This is a genomic window from Ferrigenium sp. UT5, assembly GCF_045866295.1.
Classification (GTDB): Bacteria; Pseudomonadota; Gammaproteobacteria; order Burkholderiales; family Gallionellaceae; genus Sideroxyarcus.
Genome location: NZ_BAAFRY010000007.1, coordinates 56,445 through 71,322, shown reverse-complemented (window position 1 = coordinate 71,322; position 14,878 = coordinate 56,445). Strand labels below are relative to the sequence as shown.

13 protein-coding genes are annotated in these 14,878 nt (G+C 61.2%); 11 read left to right on the top strand and 2 right to left on the bottom strand.

The window, feature by feature from the left end:
* Positions 1–24: 24 nt before the first annotated feature.
* Together ACKTSJ_RS04135 and ACKTSJ_RS04130 are read right to left on the bottom strand one after the other, a co-directional pair.
* A complete protein-coding gene (locus ACKTSJ_RS04135; protein WP_407897680.1) occupies positions 25–2,208 on the bottom strand; it encodes a heavy metal translocating P-type ATPase in 2,184 nt (727 codons plus the stop codon).
* Between the two features lie 115 nt (positions 2,209–2,323).
* Positions 2,324–2,518: a DUF2892 domain-containing protein gene (locus ACKTSJ_RS04130; protein WP_407897678.1), complete on the bottom strand. Its 195-nt coding sequence runs from the start codon at positions 2,516–2,518 to the stop codon at positions 2,324–2,326.
* 151 nt (positions 2,519–2,669) lie between these two features.
* Between ACKTSJ_RS04130 and ACKTSJ_RS04125 the strand changes: the two genes are divergently transcribed.
* The 11 genes from ACKTSJ_RS04125 to ACKTSJ_RS04075 all read left to right on the top strand — a co-directional run bounded on the left by ACKTSJ_RS04125 (position 2,670) and on the right by ACKTSJ_RS04075 (position 14,841).
* The gene (locus tag ACKTSJ_RS04125) at positions 2,670–3,542 is read left to right on the top strand and encodes an S-methyl-5'-thioadenosine phosphorylase (RefSeq protein WP_407897676.1); all 873 of its coding nucleotides are present in this window, start codon (positions 2,670–2,672) and stop codon (positions 3,540–3,542) included.
* On the top strand, positions 3,539–4,180 hold the full coding sequence (locus ACKTSJ_RS04120; protein ID WP_407897675.1) for a class II aldolase/adducin family protein: 642 nt from the start codon (positions 3,539–3,541) through the stop codon (positions 4,178–4,180). Before ACKTSJ_RS04125 ends, ACKTSJ_RS04120 begins: the two co-directional genes overlap by 4 nt.
* A gap of 9 nt (positions 4,181–4,189) precedes the next feature.
* Entirely contained in the window at positions 4,190–4,717 is a 528-nt protein-coding gene (locus ACKTSJ_RS04115) for an adenine phosphoribosyltransferase (protein WP_407897673.1), read from the top strand.
* Positions 4,718–4,791: 74 nt separating this feature from the next.
* On the top strand, positions 4,792–5,952 hold the full coding sequence (locus tag ACKTSJ_RS04110) for an MFS transporter (protein ID WP_407897671.1): 1,161 nt from the start codon (positions 4,792–4,794) through the stop codon (positions 5,950–5,952).
* Positions 5,953–5,986: 34 nt separating this feature from the next.
* Entirely contained in the window at positions 5,987–7,564 is a 1,578-nt protein-coding gene (cimA, locus tag ACKTSJ_RS04105; protein WP_407897669.1) for a citramalate synthase, read from the top strand.
* 58 nt (positions 7,565–7,622) lie between these two features.
* A complete protein-coding gene (gene leuC, locus ACKTSJ_RS04100) occupies positions 7,623–9,026 on the top strand; it encodes a 3-isopropylmalate dehydratase large subunit (RefSeq protein WP_407897667.1) in 1,404 nt (467 codons plus the stop codon).
* An 11-nt stretch (positions 9,027–9,037) separates the two neighbouring features.
* On the top strand, positions 9,038–9,160 hold the full coding sequence (locus ACKTSJ_RS04095) for an entericidin A/B family lipoprotein (RefSeq protein WP_407897665.1): 123 nt from the start codon (positions 9,038–9,040) through the stop codon (positions 9,158–9,160).
* A 2-nt stretch (positions 9,161–9,162) separates the two neighbouring features.
* Positions 9,163–9,801, top strand: coding sequence for a 3-isopropylmalate dehydratase small subunit (gene leuD / locus ACKTSJ_RS04090; RefSeq protein WP_407897663.1), 639 nt, complete (start codon positions 9,163–9,165; stop codon positions 9,799–9,801).
* A gap of 17 nt (positions 9,802–9,818) precedes the next feature.
* A complete protein-coding gene (gene leuB / locus ACKTSJ_RS04085) occupies positions 9,819–10,883 on the top strand; it encodes a 3-isopropylmalate dehydrogenase (RefSeq protein ID WP_407897661.1) in 1,065 nt (354 codons plus the stop codon).
* A 15-nt stretch (positions 10,884–10,898) separates the two neighbouring features.
* Positions 10,899–12,002, top strand: coding sequence for an aspartate-semialdehyde dehydrogenase (asd, locus tag ACKTSJ_RS04080; RefSeq protein WP_407897659.1), 1,104 nt, complete (start codon positions 10,899–10,901; stop codon positions 12,000–12,002).
* Positions 12,003–12,123: 121 nt separating this feature from the next.
* Entirely contained in the window at positions 12,124–14,841 is a 2,718-nt protein-coding gene (locus tag ACKTSJ_RS04075) for a FimV/HubP family polar landmark protein (RefSeq protein WP_407897657.1), read from the top strand.
* Positions 14,842–14,878 lie beyond the last annotated feature (37 nt).

The following is a 14,878-nucleotide window of genomic DNA, read 5'->3' as shown; positions in this document are numbered from 1 at the left end:
TCCTGTAAAAATTAAATCCGGCTATCAGATGGATGCCGCGCGATTTGGTTCACTCGGCTGCCAGCGTTTCAGCAGCAGGGCATTGCTGACCACCGAAACCGAGCTCATCGCCATCGCCGCGCCGGCGATCACCGGATTGAGCATGCCCAGCACCGCCAGCGGGATGCCCAGCACGTTATAGGCAAAGGCGAAGAACAGGTTCTGGCGAATCTTGCGCAGGGTGGCGCGCGACAGCGAGATGGCATCGGCCACCGCCATCAGATCGTTGTGCATCAGGGTGATGTCGGCGGCTTCCAGCGCGATGTCGCTGCCGCTTTTCATGGCGAAGCTGACCTCCGCCGCCGCCAGTGCCGGCGCGTCGTTGATGCCGTCGCCCACCATGCCGACGATTTCATGCTCACCCTTGAGCGACCGGATCAATGCGGCCTTGTCCTGCGGCAACACCTCTGCACGGAATTCGGCGATGCCGGCCTGGTTGGCGATGGCCTGTGCCGTGGCGTGATTGTCGCCGCTCAACATCACGACGCGGATGCCCATGCCGCGCAATTTGGAAACGGCCCGGCGGCTGCTTTCGCGCAGGCCGTCCGCAAGGGCGAAGGTGCCGAGTGCGGTACCGTTGCGCGCCACCACGATCAGCGACTTTCCCTGCTGTTGCAGGGCATGCAGTGCGCTGTCATTGAGAGTGACGCCATTTTGCGCGGCAAAGGCGGGCGAGCCGAGCAAACAATCGGTGCCGTCGAGGCGGGCGCTGACTCCCAGCCCTGCATATTCGTGCAGGTCACTGACCTCGACGGTTTGCGCCGTGCCGAGAGGGTCGAGCAGGGCGCGTGCCAGCGGGTGAGTGGAGTGTTGAGCCAGCGCGGCGGCGGTGTGGCGCAACGCGTCGCCGGCGATTCCAGGAGCGGCGAGCACATCGGTGACGCTGGGCTTGCCTGCGGTCAGGGTGCCGGTCTTGTCCAGCGCCAGCACCGTGAGGGCGTGGGCGCGCTCCAGCGCGGCGGCATCCTTGACCAGAATGCCGGCGTGCGCGGCGCGTCCGGTGGCGACCACCACCGCCGTCGGCGTCGCCAGGCCCAGCGCGCAGGGGCAGGCGATCACCAGCACCGACACCGCATTGATCAGCGCCCCGCTGAATTCGCCGCCGATCCACCACCAGCCGATGAAGGTGAGCGCGGCAACGGCCAGCACAGCCGGCACGAACACCGCCGAGATGCGGTCGGCCAGGCGCTGGATCGCGGCTTTCGAACCTTGTGCCTGTTCCACCAGACGGATGATGGCGGCGAGCTGGGTGCGCGAGCCGACCGCCAGCGCGCGGCAGCGCAACAAGCCTTGCTGATTGAGGGTGGCGGTATAGACCTTGTCGCCCGCCTGCTTCATCTGCGGCAGACTTTCGCCGGTGAGCATGGCTTCATCCACGCTGGAACTGCCTTCGAGCACAATGCCATCGACCGGCATGCTTTCACCGGGACGCACCACGAAGATTTCGTCCGGGCGCAGGGAGCCGGCCGAGACATCGAGCAATTTTCCGTCGCGTTCGGTGTGCGCCAACTTCGGTTGCAGATTGATCAGCGCTTCCAGCGCGGCGGAGGCCTTGCCCTTGGCATTCGCTTCCAGCAGTTTACCCATCAGCACCAGGGTGATGAGCGTCGCGCTGGCCTCGAAATAAACCGCCTGGTCGAGCCCGAGCAGCCACACGGCACAACTCATGAAATAGGCGGCGCTGGTGCCGAGCGCGACCAGCACATCCATGTTGCTGCTGCCGGATCGCAGCGCACTCCAGGCGCCGCGGTAAAACCGCGCACCGGCCCAGAACTGCACCGGCGTGGCGAGCAGCCATTGCAGCCACAGCGGCAACATGACGTGGATACCGGCGAACATCAGTAGCATCTCGACGATGAGCGGCAGGGTGAGCAGCACAGCGATGAAAAACTGCCGGCGCTCGCGGCGCAGCACGGCCTGGCGCGCGGCCTTCTCGGCGGCGAAGTCGCGCGCCGGGTGGGCATCGAAGCCGGTTTTGCGCACGGTCTCGATCAGGATGTCGAGATCGGTGGCGGCAGCATCGAACGTGATGCTCGCCTTTTCCGTGGCGATGTTCACCACGGCGGTGACGTGTGGCAATTGGTTGAGGGATTTCTCCAGGCGCGCAGAACAGGATGCGCAGTGCATCCCGGTGATCTGCAATTCGGCGTGTTGGGTTTGTGGGGTCATCGGGTGCGGAATTTAGCACTTTCCACGGGGGCACGTAACGCGGATGCCAATAGGGTATTTTGGTGCGCGGGCAAAAAAATGCCCGACCAGGTCGGGCAAAACAGGGAGAAACGAATTACTTTTTTTCCAGCGGGCAGGTGCTCAAGCCAAACAGGGCATAGGCCGGGCAGAACTTGAAGAGGCCGGTGAGCAGAGGCACGACGCCGATATAACCCCACACGCCGACCGTGCCGCTGGCGGCGAGACCGATCAGAACCAGACCTGCGATGATGCGCAACACGCGATCCGTACTGCCAACGTTGAATTTCATGGTGTGCTCCTTTGGGTAAATGGTTGTAACGGAGGCTGCATGGTAGAGGGGGTTGGCTGAACTGTCTGTGAGAAACATCACCGAGGTTCGCTTGAGTCGGTCCGGGATTCCTGTTTCAATCCACATCCGTTTTCAGGCAGGGGATTGCACTATGGCACAGGCAAGTATCGGCATCATCGGCGGCAGCGGCGTGTATGACATCGCGGGGTTGGAGAACAAACGCTGGCAGCGGGTCGAGTCCGCTTTTGGCGAGCCGTCGGACGAGTTGCTGCTGGGTGAACTGAACGGCATCAAGCTGGCCTTTTTGCCGCGCCACGGGCGCGGACACCGGATCCCGCCGTCGGAGATCAACTTTCGCGCCAATATCGATGCGCTCAAGCGCGCGGGGGTGAGCGATGTCATCTCGGTCAGCGCGGTCGGCTCGTTGCGCGAGGGGCTGCCGCCCGGCACCTTCGTCATTGTCGATCAGTTCATCGACCGTACCTTTGCACGCGAGAAATCCTTCTTTGGCACCGGTCTGGTGGCGCACGTGTCGATGGCGCATCCCGTCTGTCATCGACTGGGCGATCATCTGGAGGCGGCCGCCCGTTCCGCCGGCATCCCGGTGGTGCGCGGCGGCACCTATCTGGTGATGGAAGGGCCGCAATTTTCCAGTCTCGCCGAATCCGAACTGTATCGCGGCTGGGGATGTGACGTGATCGGCATGACCAATATGCCGGAGGCCAAGCTCGCGCGCGAAGCGGAGCTGTGTTACGCCACGGTTGGGATGGTCACCGACTACGACTGCTGGCATCCGAATCACGATGACGTCACGGTCGAGCAGATTATCGGCGTGTTGCTAAGCAATGCCGACAAGGCGCGCACTCTGGTGCAACAGGCGGTGCCGCGCCTTGGCCACGACGCCACTGCGGGTGCATGCGGCTGCCGCAGTGTGTTGCAGCATGCGCTGATCACCGCACCCGAAGCACGCGATCCGGCGCTGGTGGCCAGATTGCAGGCGGTGGCGGGGCGGGTGCTGAAATGAGCGACGAACAGGCGTTGCGTGCGGCGCTGCTCGATGTCTCGCGGCGCATGGTCGAGCTGGGATTGAATCGCGGCACGGCGGGCAATGCTTCGGTGCGTTGCAGGGAGGGGGTGCTGCTCACGCCCTCGGCGGTGCCCGTGGCGGAGATGAGCCCCGCGAGCATGGTGCGGATGACACTCGACGGCACGGTGCAGCAAGGCGGCAGGCCCTCCAGCGAATGGCGTTTCCACTGCGACATTTTCAAGGCGCGCCCGGAGATCGGCGCGGTGTTGCACATGCATTCGCCGTTCGCCACCACCCTGGCCTGTTTGCGCCGCGAGGTGCCCGCCGTGCATTACATGATCGCGCTGGCCGGAGGGGATTCCATCCGCTGCGCGCCCTACAGCGTGTTCGGCGAACAGCAATTGTCGGACGATGCGCTGGAGGCACTGCAGGGGCGCAAAGCCTGTCTGCTTGGCAACCACGGCATGATTGCGCTGGGGAGCGATCTCGACGAGGCGCTGGCGGTGGCGCAGGAGGTCGAGTTTCTGTGCGAGCTTTATTGGCGCACGCTGCAGGCGGGCGTGCCGCAGTTGCTGACCACGCAACAGATGCATGCCGTCAAACAGAAGTTTGTTGATTACAAAAAACGCGATTAGGAAACCAATATGCCGATCAAATCACGTGTCCGCACTGTCCCGCATTACCCGAAGCCAGGCATCCTGTTCCGCGACATCACCACGGTGCTGAAAGACCCGGTCGGCCTGCGCCTGACCGTGGACGAACTCGCGCGCCGCTACCGCGACATGAAAATCGACAAGATCGCGGGCATCGAATCGCGCGGTTTCATCCTGGCGGCCCCGCTGGCTTATGTGCTGGGCAAGGGTTTTGTTCCCATTCGCAAGAAAGGCAAGCTGCCGGCCGCCACCATCGGTCACGACTACGAACTTGAATACGGCAGCGACCGCATCGAGATCCACACCGATGCGATCGAAAAAGGCGAGCGGGTGTTGCTGGTGGACGATCTCATCGCCACCGGCGGCACCGCGCAGGCTGCCTGCATCCTGATCGAAAAAATGGGCGGCCAGATCGTCGAGTGCGCGTTCATGATCGACCTGCCCGACATCGGTGGGCGGGCGCGGTTGGAGCAGGGCGGACACACGGTGTTCGCCCTGTGCGAGTTCGAGGGCGATTGAGTCCGCCCCGACCGGGATGAAGCGGGAGTGCGCCGGCGCAGTGTAGAATGCGCGCCGTTCGCCGGCCTTCATTCATGTCCTCACCCGTCAACTACCACTGGCGCATCGCCGGTTTCTATTTTTTCTACTATGCCTTCGTGGGGATGTTCTCGCCCTACTGGAGCCTGTATCTGCATTCCCTGCAATTCGATGCCATCGATATCGCGATCCTGATGTCGCTGCACCCCGTGATGCGCATGGTCGCGCCCAATGTCTGGGGCTGGCTGGCGGACCGGTCGGGAAAAAGGCGCGAGGTGGTGGTGCTGGCGGCGGGTTTGAGCGCGCTGTTTTATCTCGGCGTATTTGCCACCACCCGTTTCTGGGGGCTGTTCAGTGTGTTGCTGCTGATGAGTTTCTTCTGGAGCGCCTCGATGCCGCTGGTGGAGGCGACCACCTTGAGCTGGCTGGGCAAAAACACCGCGCATTACGGGCGCCTGCGGTCCTGGGGCTCGATCGGGTTTATCGTGTCGGTGGTGGGGCTGGGTTACGCTTTCGATTACATCGCCATCGCCTGGTTGTTGTGGGCGGGTCTGGTGTGCGAAGTGGGCATTTTCATCTTTGCCCGCCAGATCCCGCCAACCGAGGTGCTGGCGCACCATACCGATCAACAGCCGATCAAACAAATCGTGTTGCAGCCGCGCGTGCTGGCTTTGTTTGGCGCATGCTTTCTGATGGCGGTGGCGCACGGACCGTATTACACCTTTTTCTCCATTTACCTGGTCGAACACGGCTACGCCAAGAGCATGGTGGGCGGACTGTGGGCGCTGGGCGTGATCTGCGAGATCGGAGTGTTTTTCCTGATGCCCGCGCTGGTACGGCGGTATGGCTTTGTGCGCATTTTGTACCTCAGTTTTGCGGCGGCGGTACTGCGATTTTTCCTGATTGGCTGGGCCGTGGACAGGGTGCTGCTGTTATTGTTGGCGCAAGTGCTGCATGCGCTGACGTTTGGCGCTTACCATGCCGCCTCGGTGGGGCTGGTGCACGAATTCTTTCGCGGGCGCCATCAGTCCAGGGGGCAGGCGCTGTTCGGCAGTCTGACCTACGGGGCGGGCGGGGTGCTGGGCGGTCTGGCGAGCGGCCCGATCTGGCAGCATTGGGGCGCTGCGGCGCTGTATTCGTTCAGTTCCGTCATGGCATTGCTCGGCCTGATGTTGCTGGTCTGGCGGCTGCGCGGCTCGATTCCGGGAGCGCAATGATAAAATCGGACACTTTCCAAACCGTGACGACACCATGAATCGAGTCTTCCTGTACGACACCACTTTGCGTGACGGCACGCAGCGCGAGGATATCTCCCTGTCGGTTGATGACAAACTGGTCATCGCCAAACGCCTGGCCGATTTTGGCTTCCATTACATCGAGGGTGGCTGGCCAGGTTCCAACCCCAAGGATGCGGAATTTTTCGCGCGCGCGGCCAAACTGGATTTGGGACAAGCCAGACTTGCCGCCTTTGGCCGCACGCGCCAGAAGAACAAACCGTGCGAGCAGGACGGCAATTTGCAGGCGCTGCTGGAGGCCGCCACCCCGGTGGTGACCCTGGTGGGAAAAAGCTCGGATTACCACGTCAAGGTCGTGCTCTCCGCCACGCCGGAAGAGAACCTCGCGATGATCCGCGACAGCGTGGCCTACCTGAAATCGAAGGGGCGCGAGGTGATGTTCGATGCCGAACATTTCTTCGACGGCTTCATCGCGAACAAAGACTATGCGCTGGCGACCTTGCGGGCGGCGGCGGAATCGGGTGCGGACTGGCTGGTGTTGTGCGAGACCAACGGCGGCAAGCTGCCGTGGGAAGTGGAGGAGATCGTGCGCGAGGTGAAGCGGCAGATCAGCACGCCGCTGGGGGCGCATTGCCACAACGACAGCGGCTGCGGGGTGGCGAATTCGCTGGCGGCGGTGCGCGGCGGTTGTACCCAGGTGCAGGGCACGATCAACGGGTACGGCGAGCGCGTCGGCAACGCCAACCTGACCACGGTCATCCCCAATCTGCAACTCAAGATGGGCAAGCTGGCGGTGACCCCGGCGCAGTTGCGCGAGCTGACCGCGCTGGCGCATTTTGTCGCGGAGATGGTCAACTTGAAGCACTACAACCACGCGCCTTACATCGGCCACAGCGCCTTTGCGCACAAAGGGGGCATCCATGTCGCGGCCATGCTCAAGGCGGCCGACACCTACCAGCACATCGACCCGGCCCTGGTGGGCAACGAGATGCGTTCGGTGGTGTCGGAACTGTCCGGGCGCGGCAACATCCAGTTCAGCGCGCAGGCGCTCGGGATCACGCTCAACAATGAAGACGCCCAGCGCGTGCTCAATCACATCAAGCATCTGGAACATGAGGGTTTCACCTTCGAGGCGGCGGAAGCCAGCATGGAGCTGATGCTGCATCGCCTGCGCCCCGGGTACACGCAACCGTTCGAGCTGATCGATTATGTGGTCATTACCGAGCGTCGGCAGAGCCGCGGCCTGCTGTCGGAAGCGACCGCCAAGGTGAAGGTGGGCGACGAAGTGAAGTTCATGGCGGCGGAAGGCAACGGCCCGGTCAACGCGCTGGCCGGCGCCCTGCGCAGCGCGCTGGCCGCCGCCTATCCCGTGCTGAAGGCCGTTCGCCTGATCGATTACAAGGTGCGCATCCTGGATAGCGCCAATGGAACCTCCGCGCAGGTGCGCGTGCTCATCACCTTCCAGGGCGGCGGCCATGTCTGGACCACGGTCGGCGCGAGCAGCAACATCATCGATGCCAGCTGGCACGCGCTTTCCGAAAGTCTGGAGTATGCCCTGGTGAAATTGGCCGATACCCCGGCCTTGACCGATTGAACTTTGTTATGGGCGCGATACGCTGTGGCATAATCGCCGGCCCGCGAAAGTATAAAAAATGAACGCACAAACACTTTACGACAAACTCTGGAACAGCCATCTGGTTCGCACCGAGCCGGATGGAACGTCATTGATCTATATTGACCGCCATCTGGTGCACGAAGTGACCAGTCCGCAAGCCTTTGAGGGCATGCGCCTGGCACTGCGCAAACCGTGGCGTACCGGTTCCATGCTGGCGGTGCCGGACCACAACGTGCCGACGACCAAACGCGGCGGCGGCATCGTCGATCCCATCTCGCGCCTGCAGGTTGAAACGCTGGATGCGAACTGCGCCGAACTAGGCATCACCGAATTCAAGATGAACGACATCCGCCAGGGCGTGGTGCATGTGATCGGCCCCGAACAGGGCGCGACCCTGCCCGGCATGACCGTGGTGTGCGGCGATTCCCACACCAGCACGCATGGCGCATTCGCGGCGCTGGCGCACGGCATCGGCACTTCCGAGGTCGAGCATGTGATGGCGACGCAATGTCTGGTGGCGAAAAAATCGAAGGCCATGCTGGTCAAGGTGGAAGGCAAGTTGGGGCACGGCGTGACTGCAAAAGACATCGCGCTGGCGATCATCGGCCGGATCGGCACGGCGGGCGGCACCGGCCATGCCATCGAATTCGGCGGCGACACGATTCGCGCCTTGAGCATGGAAGGCCGCATGACCCTGTGCAACATGGCGATCGAGGCGGGCGCGCGCGCCGGCATGGTGGCCTGCGACGACACCACCCTCTCCTACATCAAGGGGCGGCCGTTCGCGCCACAGGGCGAGAACTGGGACAAGGCCGTAACTTGCTGGCGCACGCTGCACAGTGATCCCGGGGCAAAATTCGATACCACGATCGAAGTGGATGCCACCCGGATCAAGCCGCAAGTGACCTGGGGCACTTCGCCGGAGATGGTGCTGCCCGTTGACGGGAGCGTGCCGGATCCCGCCACCTTCGGCGATGCCGTGAAGCGCGGCGACGTTGAGCGCGCGTTGCAGTACATGGGGCTGCAGGCGAACACGCCGATCACCGCGATCAAGATCGACAAGGTGTTCATCGGCTCCTGCACCAATGGTCGCATCGAAGACATGCGCGCGGCTGCAGCAGTCGCCAAGGGCAAAAAGGTCGCGGCAAACGTGAAGCTGGCGCTGGTCGTGCCGGGTTCGGGTTTGGTCAAGGCCCAAGCCGAGCAGGAAGGATTGGACAAAGTTTTCCTCGCGGCCGGTTTCGAGTGGCGCGACCCGGGGTGCTCGATGTGCCTGGCCATGAACGATGACCGGCTGGAACCTGGCGAGCGTTGTGCCTCCACTTCCAACCGCAACTTCGAGGGGCGGCAGGGACAAGGCGGCCGCACCCATCTGGTCAGTCCGGCCATGGCTGCGGCCGCGGCGATTGCCGGGCATTTCGTCGATGTGAGCAAATGGTGAAAGGTGCAGGCATGAAAAAAATTGTGATCGGTGTGGTGGTTCTGGTGGTGCTAGCCGGTTGTAATACGTTTAAGGGTTTGGGTGAGGATATCCAAAAAGGCGGGCAAGCGATCGAGAAAGCGGCCACCAAATAACCATGCAAAAATTTGAAAAATTCTCCGGTTTGGTGGCGCCGCTGGACAGAGCCAACGTGGATACCGACGCGATCATTCCCAAGCAATTCCTGAAATCGATCAAGCGTTCCGGCTTCGGTCCTTACCTGTTCGACGAGTGGCGCTATCTCGATCACGGCGAACCCGGGATGGATTGCCGCAACCGTCCATTGAACCAGGACTTCGTGCTGAATCAGCCGCGCTATCAGGGCGCCCAGATCCTGCTGGCGCGCGAGAATTTCGGCTGCGGTTCGTCGCGCGAACACGCGCCCTGGGCGCTGGCAGACTTCGGCTTCCGCGTCATCATCGCGCCCAGTTTTGCCGACATCTTTTTCAATAACTGTTTCAAGAACGGGTTGCTGCCGATCAAGCTGGGTGCGGAGAAAGTGGATGCGCTGTTCAAGGCGGTGGCGGCGAACAGCGGTTATACGTTAGACGTCGATCTGGAACAGCAAACGCTTACCGCAGCCAATGGCGTCAGCTATGCTTTCGAGGTGGACGGATTCCGCAAGCACTGCCTGCTGAACGGGCTGGATGACATCGGGCTGACGCTGCAGCATCAGGACGACATCCGGGCGTTCGAGGCAAAGCACCGTGCCGCGCAACCGTGGTTGTTTGCATAATTCAAAAAGGTAATCAAATGAAAATCGCAGTTTTGCCGGGTGACGGCATCGGGCCGGAGATTGTCGCGCAGGCGGCCAAAGTGTTGGAAGTGTTGCGCAGTGACGGTCTGAAAATCGAGTTGGAATACGCAACCATTGGCGGTGCAGGCTATGACGCCGCCGGTGATCCTTTTCCGCCGGCAACCGAAAAATTGTCCAAGGAAGCCGATGCGGTGCTGCTGGGTGCGGTGGGCGGCTATCAATACGACACCCTGCCGCGGCCAATGCGTCCGGAACAAGGATTGCTGCGGATTCGCAAGGGGCTCGGCCTGTTTGCCAACCTGCGCCCGGCGATGGTGTATCCGGAGCTGGTGAATGCTTCGACGCTGCGTGCCGATATTGTGTCCGGTCTGGATATTTTGATCGTGCGCGAGCTGACCGGCGATGTCTATTTCGGCCAGCCACGCGGCATCCGTACCTTGGAAAACGGCGAGCGCCAGGGTTTCGATACCATGCACTACAGTGAATCCGAAGTGCGCCGCGTGGCGCATGTCGGATACCAGATCGCAATGAAGCGCGGCAGGAAATTGTGTTCGGTGGACAAGGCCAATGTGCTGGACACCAGCATGTTCTGGCGCGAGATCGTGAGCGAGGTGGCCAAGGAATATCCACAGGTAGAGACCTCGCACATGTATGTCGATAACGCAGCGATGCAATTGGTGCGGGCGCCGAAACAGTTCGACGTGGTCCTCACTGGCAACCTCTTCGGCGACATTCTGTCGGATGAGGCGTCGATGCTCACCGGCTCCATCGGCATGCTGCCCTCGGCTTCGCTGGATTCCAACAACAAGGGGCTGTACGAGCCCTGTCACGGTTCCGCGCCCGATATCGCCGGCAAGGATATTGCCAATCCGTTGGCGACGATCCTGTCGGTGGCGATGATGATGCAGTACACCTTCAACCTCCCCGACGTCGCAAACCGCATCGAAGGCGCGGTGCACAAGGTATTGCAACAAGGCATTCGCACCGGTGACATTTATGAATCTGGCATGCGCAGGGTCGGTTGTGCGGCGATGGGCGATGCGGTCGTTGCTGCGCTTTAACTCACAAGGAAAGTCATGAAAGTCGGTTTGATCGGTTGGCGCGGCATGGTGGGCTCGGTGCTTATGCAGCGGATGCGTGAAGAACAGGATTTCGATTTATTCGAGCCGGTATTTTTTACCACGTCCAATGTTGGCGGCGCGGCGCCTGCCGAAGGCCGTGGCTTGCCGTTGCGGGATGCGCACAACCTCGACGCACTGAAGTCGATGGATGCGGTCATCTCCTGTCAGGGCGGGGATTACACCACCGCGATATTCCCCCGGCTGCGGGCTGCGGGATGGCAGGGCTACTGGATCGATGCGGCTTCCACATTGCGCATGGAAAAAGACGCGGTGATCATCCTCGACCCGGTCAATCTTGACCTCATCAAGAAATCATTGGCAAACGGCGGCAAGAATTTTATCGGCGGCAATTGCACCAACAGCATCCTGTTGATGGGCTTGGGCGGCCTGTTCCATGCGGGCCTGGTGGAGTGGGTTTCTTCCATGACCTATCAGGCGGCGAGCGGTGCGGGCGCGCAGAACATGCGCGAGTTGCTGGTGCAGATGGGCGTGGCATATGCTTCCGTGGCTGACTTGCTGGATGATCCAAAATCTCCCATTCTGGAAATCGATCGGCGTCTGTCGGAAAAACTGCGTTCGAGCGAGATGCCGACCGCCAATTTCGGGGCGCCTCTTGCGGGCAGCCTGATCCCCTGGATCGACAAGCAACTCGACAACGGCCAGTCAAAAGAGGAATGGAAGGGATGCGCCGAAGTCAACAAGATACTTGGCACGGCGCAAGTCATTCCGGTGGATGGTTTGTGCGTTCGCATCGGTGCGATGCGCTGCCACAGCCTGGCGCTGACCCTCAAGCTCAAACGCGATTTACCCTTGACGGAGATTGAGGCGTTGATCAAGGGTGCCAATCCATGGGTCAAGTTCGTGCCGAACCAGCGCGAGTTGACGGTGCGCGAACTCAATCCTGTTGCGGTTGCCGGCAAACTGGATATTGCCGTGGGCCGGGTGCGCAAGATGGAGATGGGCGCGGAATATGTCAGCGCTTTTGTTTGTGGCGACCAGTTGTTGTGGGGCGCGGCGGAACCACTGCGTCGCATGCTGCGTATTTTGCTGGACCAGTAGCTCTGGAAAATTGTGGTTGATTACCGCCATTTAGTGCCAAAACCTAGAGGGTGGATGAGCTTGCATCACTAACCCTCTGATGTTAGTCTGATTATTGTCAGGGAAAGAAAAAGGTGGCAGCGTGCTGAAAACAATCTTTAAGAAATCCGGACTCGTGGCTTGTTGGCTGCTTGCATGCAGTGTGGCCAATGCGACGGGACTGGGCGGGATTACCGTTACGTCCAATCTGGGGCAACCGTTGCGGGCGGAAATCGAACTGCTTTCAGTGGATAAGGCGGATCGGTCCAATATTTCGGCCAAGCTGGCGGCGCCGGAAATGTTCAAGAGGGCCGGAGTCGATTTTCCATATGAGCTGCCGCGTCTCAAGTTCGAAATCGTCGATCGCGAGACCGATCGGCCACGCATCAAAATCTCAACCCTCCAGCCCGTCAATGAGCCGTTTGTCACGCTGCTGGTAGAAGTGATGTGGTCGTCCGGCAAGTTGCTGCGTGAATACACTTTCCTGCTTGATCCGATCGGCTTCAACATGCCCGCGCAACCCGCTGCGGAAATTATTCCGGTGGCTCCCGCCGTTCCGGCAGTGGTTACTGCGGAACAATCGCCTCAATCCGAAATTCCTGTCGTGCCCAATGAGGCTGAAGCTGCGGCGGCATCTGCGCCTGCGGTGCCGGTGGCACTCGAATCCGAGGCTGTTGCCGCAGGCCCGGCAGAAGCGGTTGCGGGTCAGGCTGGCGCAGTGCCGGCGGACACATCGCCTGCCGAGCTGGGGGGGCAAGAAAACGGATTGAGCACGGAAGCGTCGCGACCTGTGGTGGAAACGCAAAACGCACCCATCGCTGTCGTGCGAGGTGATACTTTGAGCAAGATTGCGTTGAAAACCAAACCGGCAGAGGTGAGTCTGGAACGCATGCTGGTGGCGCTGTATCGTGCAAATACCGAGGCATTCAGCGGTAAAAACATGAATCGATTGCGGGCCGGAAAGATCATTCGTCTGCCGGATGCTGCCGAGATCGAGGCAATCGGACAACGCGAGGCCAAACAGGAATACCGTGCCCAAGTCAGGGAGTGGAACAGTTATCGCCAGCAATTGGCTGCCGCACGCGCGCAAGCCGTTGAGCAGGGCGCGGCGCAAGCCGCATCGGGCAAGGTTACCGCCGCCGTTGCCGAAACCGCCACTGCGCCAAAAGAACCCGCCAAAGAGATCCTGAAACTGTCCAAGGGACAGGCGCCGGGAGACACGGAAGTCGCCGGAAAGTCGAGCGTCCAGGCAGAAGATGCGATTGCCCGTGAGAAGGCTTTGCAGGATGCGCAAGAGCGCGCAGCGTTGCTGGAAAAAAACGTAAAAGATTTGCAGCGCTTGGATGCGCTGAAGCGGGAGCAGGCTCAATCGGCCGTACTTGAAGTGCCTGCTTCAGCATCTGCGGCAACGTCAGTGGTTAACCCGGCTCCCGCAGCGGTCAAGCCGGTCGCAAAACCGGCTGTTCCGGCACCGCTTCCGGTACCCGAGAAAAATGCGCCCTCCTTCCTGGATGAATTGCTGGAGGCCCCGATCATGTTGGGCGGAGGCGTTGTGATTTTGTTGCTGCTGTTGGTTGGTGGGGTGTGGCTCTCACGTCGGCGCACGCTGCGATCGACAAAAAACACCTTGGGAGAAGACGAGGGGAGCACGACCGGGCGAATCACCGTACCCGTGGCGCCCTCGCCAGAAACCGGTGACTTTACGCACGTTCTGGTTGAGCAAGATACGGCGGTAAAGTCGGACAGCGAGGACGTTGATCCGATTGCGGAAGCAGACCTGTTCCTGTCGTTCGGCCGTGATGTTCAGGCAGAGGAGGTGCTGAAAGACGCCCTTGCGGACAAACCGGGCGATTTGCCCATTACCCTCAAACTTCTTGCCATCTATGCCAATCGCAAGGATGCCGAGTCCTTTCTTGCCTACGCGCGCCAGGTCCAGGCTGACGGAGATGAATCCGCGTGGAATCAAGTGGCCGCAATGGGGCGCGCGCTGGAGCCGAATAACCCGCTGTACGGTGGGGACGGGGAATCGGTGTCCGAACCGCCTGCGGCGGCGCCGGCCGCAGAGGCTGCGGTGGATTTCGACCTCGGCTTTGGAGGGCAGTCGCAACCGACAGATTTCTTGGATACCGTGATCTCCGACCGTCCGCCGGCAACAGCGCAAGACAATCCTCCTGCGCCTGAGAACCGGGTTGAGAAGTCAAATGCAACACCGCAACAGGAATCTACGACGATCCTGTCCGCCGATGAACTGCGGGCGGCACACGGAATGGCTATGGATTTTGATGTTACCGGAACCCGGCCACCCGTGGCTGCAACAGACGAGGGGGCGCCGGTCGCGACAGACGATCTGATCTTTGATGTGACCGCGACGAATCCGGGCAGAGGAACGAGTGTGGCAGAGAGGGTGGATGCGGAAGTGCCACCACAGCATGTGGGTGATCTGCAGTTCGATGTGACGGCGAAGCCGGAAATCATGGCGATGGAAAAATCGAAGCAGCCTGCCTTGGATGAGCCGTTGGCATTCACGCTGGACATTCCTGATGATTCCAGCCAGGCCGCACCGGCGGAAACGGAAGCGCCGCTCGATATCGGTCTGGGTGATATCAGTCTGAATCTGGGCGGGATTGGCACCGGGGCGAAGGAAGGCGAAACCGGAAGCAAGGATGAGCGGTGGCAGGAAGTCGCCACCAAACTCGACCTGGCAAAAGCCTATCAGGAAATGGGCGATGCCGCGGGGGCACGCGAGATTCTGGACGAGGTCATGCGCGACGGCGACGAGCAACAGCGTGCAAATGCCCAAGCCATGCTCGCCCAACTTTGAGCCATGCGCCTGATCGCAACGGCAGCCGTCCGGCTGC

What these genes read in the sequence shown, in the direction of transcription:
- ACKTSJ_RS04135 (WP_407897680.1), bottom strand. Translation starts at nt 2,208, where the DNA reads ATGACCCCACAAACCCAACACGCCGAATTGCAGATCACCGGGATGCAC.
- ACKTSJ_RS04130 (WP_407897678.1), bottom strand. Translation starts at nt 2,518, where the DNA reads ATGAAATTCAACGTTGGCAGTACGGATCGCGTGTTGCGCATCATCGCA.
- ACKTSJ_RS04125 (WP_407897676.1), top strand. Translation starts at nt 2,670, where the DNA reads ATGGCACAGGCAAGTATCGGCATCATCGGCGGCAGCGGCGTGTATGAC.
- ACKTSJ_RS04120 (WP_407897675.1), top strand. Translation starts at nt 3,539, where the DNA reads ATGAGCGACGAACAGGCGTTGCGTGCGGCGCTGCTCGATGTCTCGCGG.
- ACKTSJ_RS04115 (WP_407897673.1), top strand. Translation starts at nt 4,190, where the DNA reads ATGCCGATCAAATCACGTGTCCGCACTGTCCCGCATTACCCGAAGCCA.
- ACKTSJ_RS04110 (WP_407897671.1), top strand. Translation starts at nt 4,792, where the DNA reads ATGTCCTCACCCGTCAACTACCACTGGCGCATCGCCGGTTTCTATTTT.
- cimA (WP_407897669.1), top strand. Translation starts at nt 5,987, where the DNA reads ATGAATCGAGTCTTCCTGTACGACACCACTTTGCGTGACGGCACGCAG.
- leuC (WP_407897667.1), top strand. Translation starts at nt 7,623, where the DNA reads ATGAACGCACAAACACTTTACGACAAACTCTGGAACAGCCATCTGGTT.
- ACKTSJ_RS04095 (WP_407897665.1), top strand. Translation starts at nt 9,038, where the DNA reads ATGAAAAAAATTGTGATCGGTGTGGTGGTTCTGGTGGTGCTAGCCGGT.
- leuD (WP_407897663.1), top strand. Translation starts at nt 9,163, where the DNA reads ATGCAAAAATTTGAAAAATTCTCCGGTTTGGTGGCGCCGCTGGACAGA.
- leuB (WP_407897661.1), top strand. Translation starts at nt 9,819, where the DNA reads ATGAAAATCGCAGTTTTGCCGGGTGACGGCATCGGGCCGGAGATTGTC.
- asd (WP_407897659.1), top strand. Translation starts at nt 10,899, where the DNA reads ATGAAAGTCGGTTTGATCGGTTGGCGCGGCATGGTGGGCTCGGTGCTT.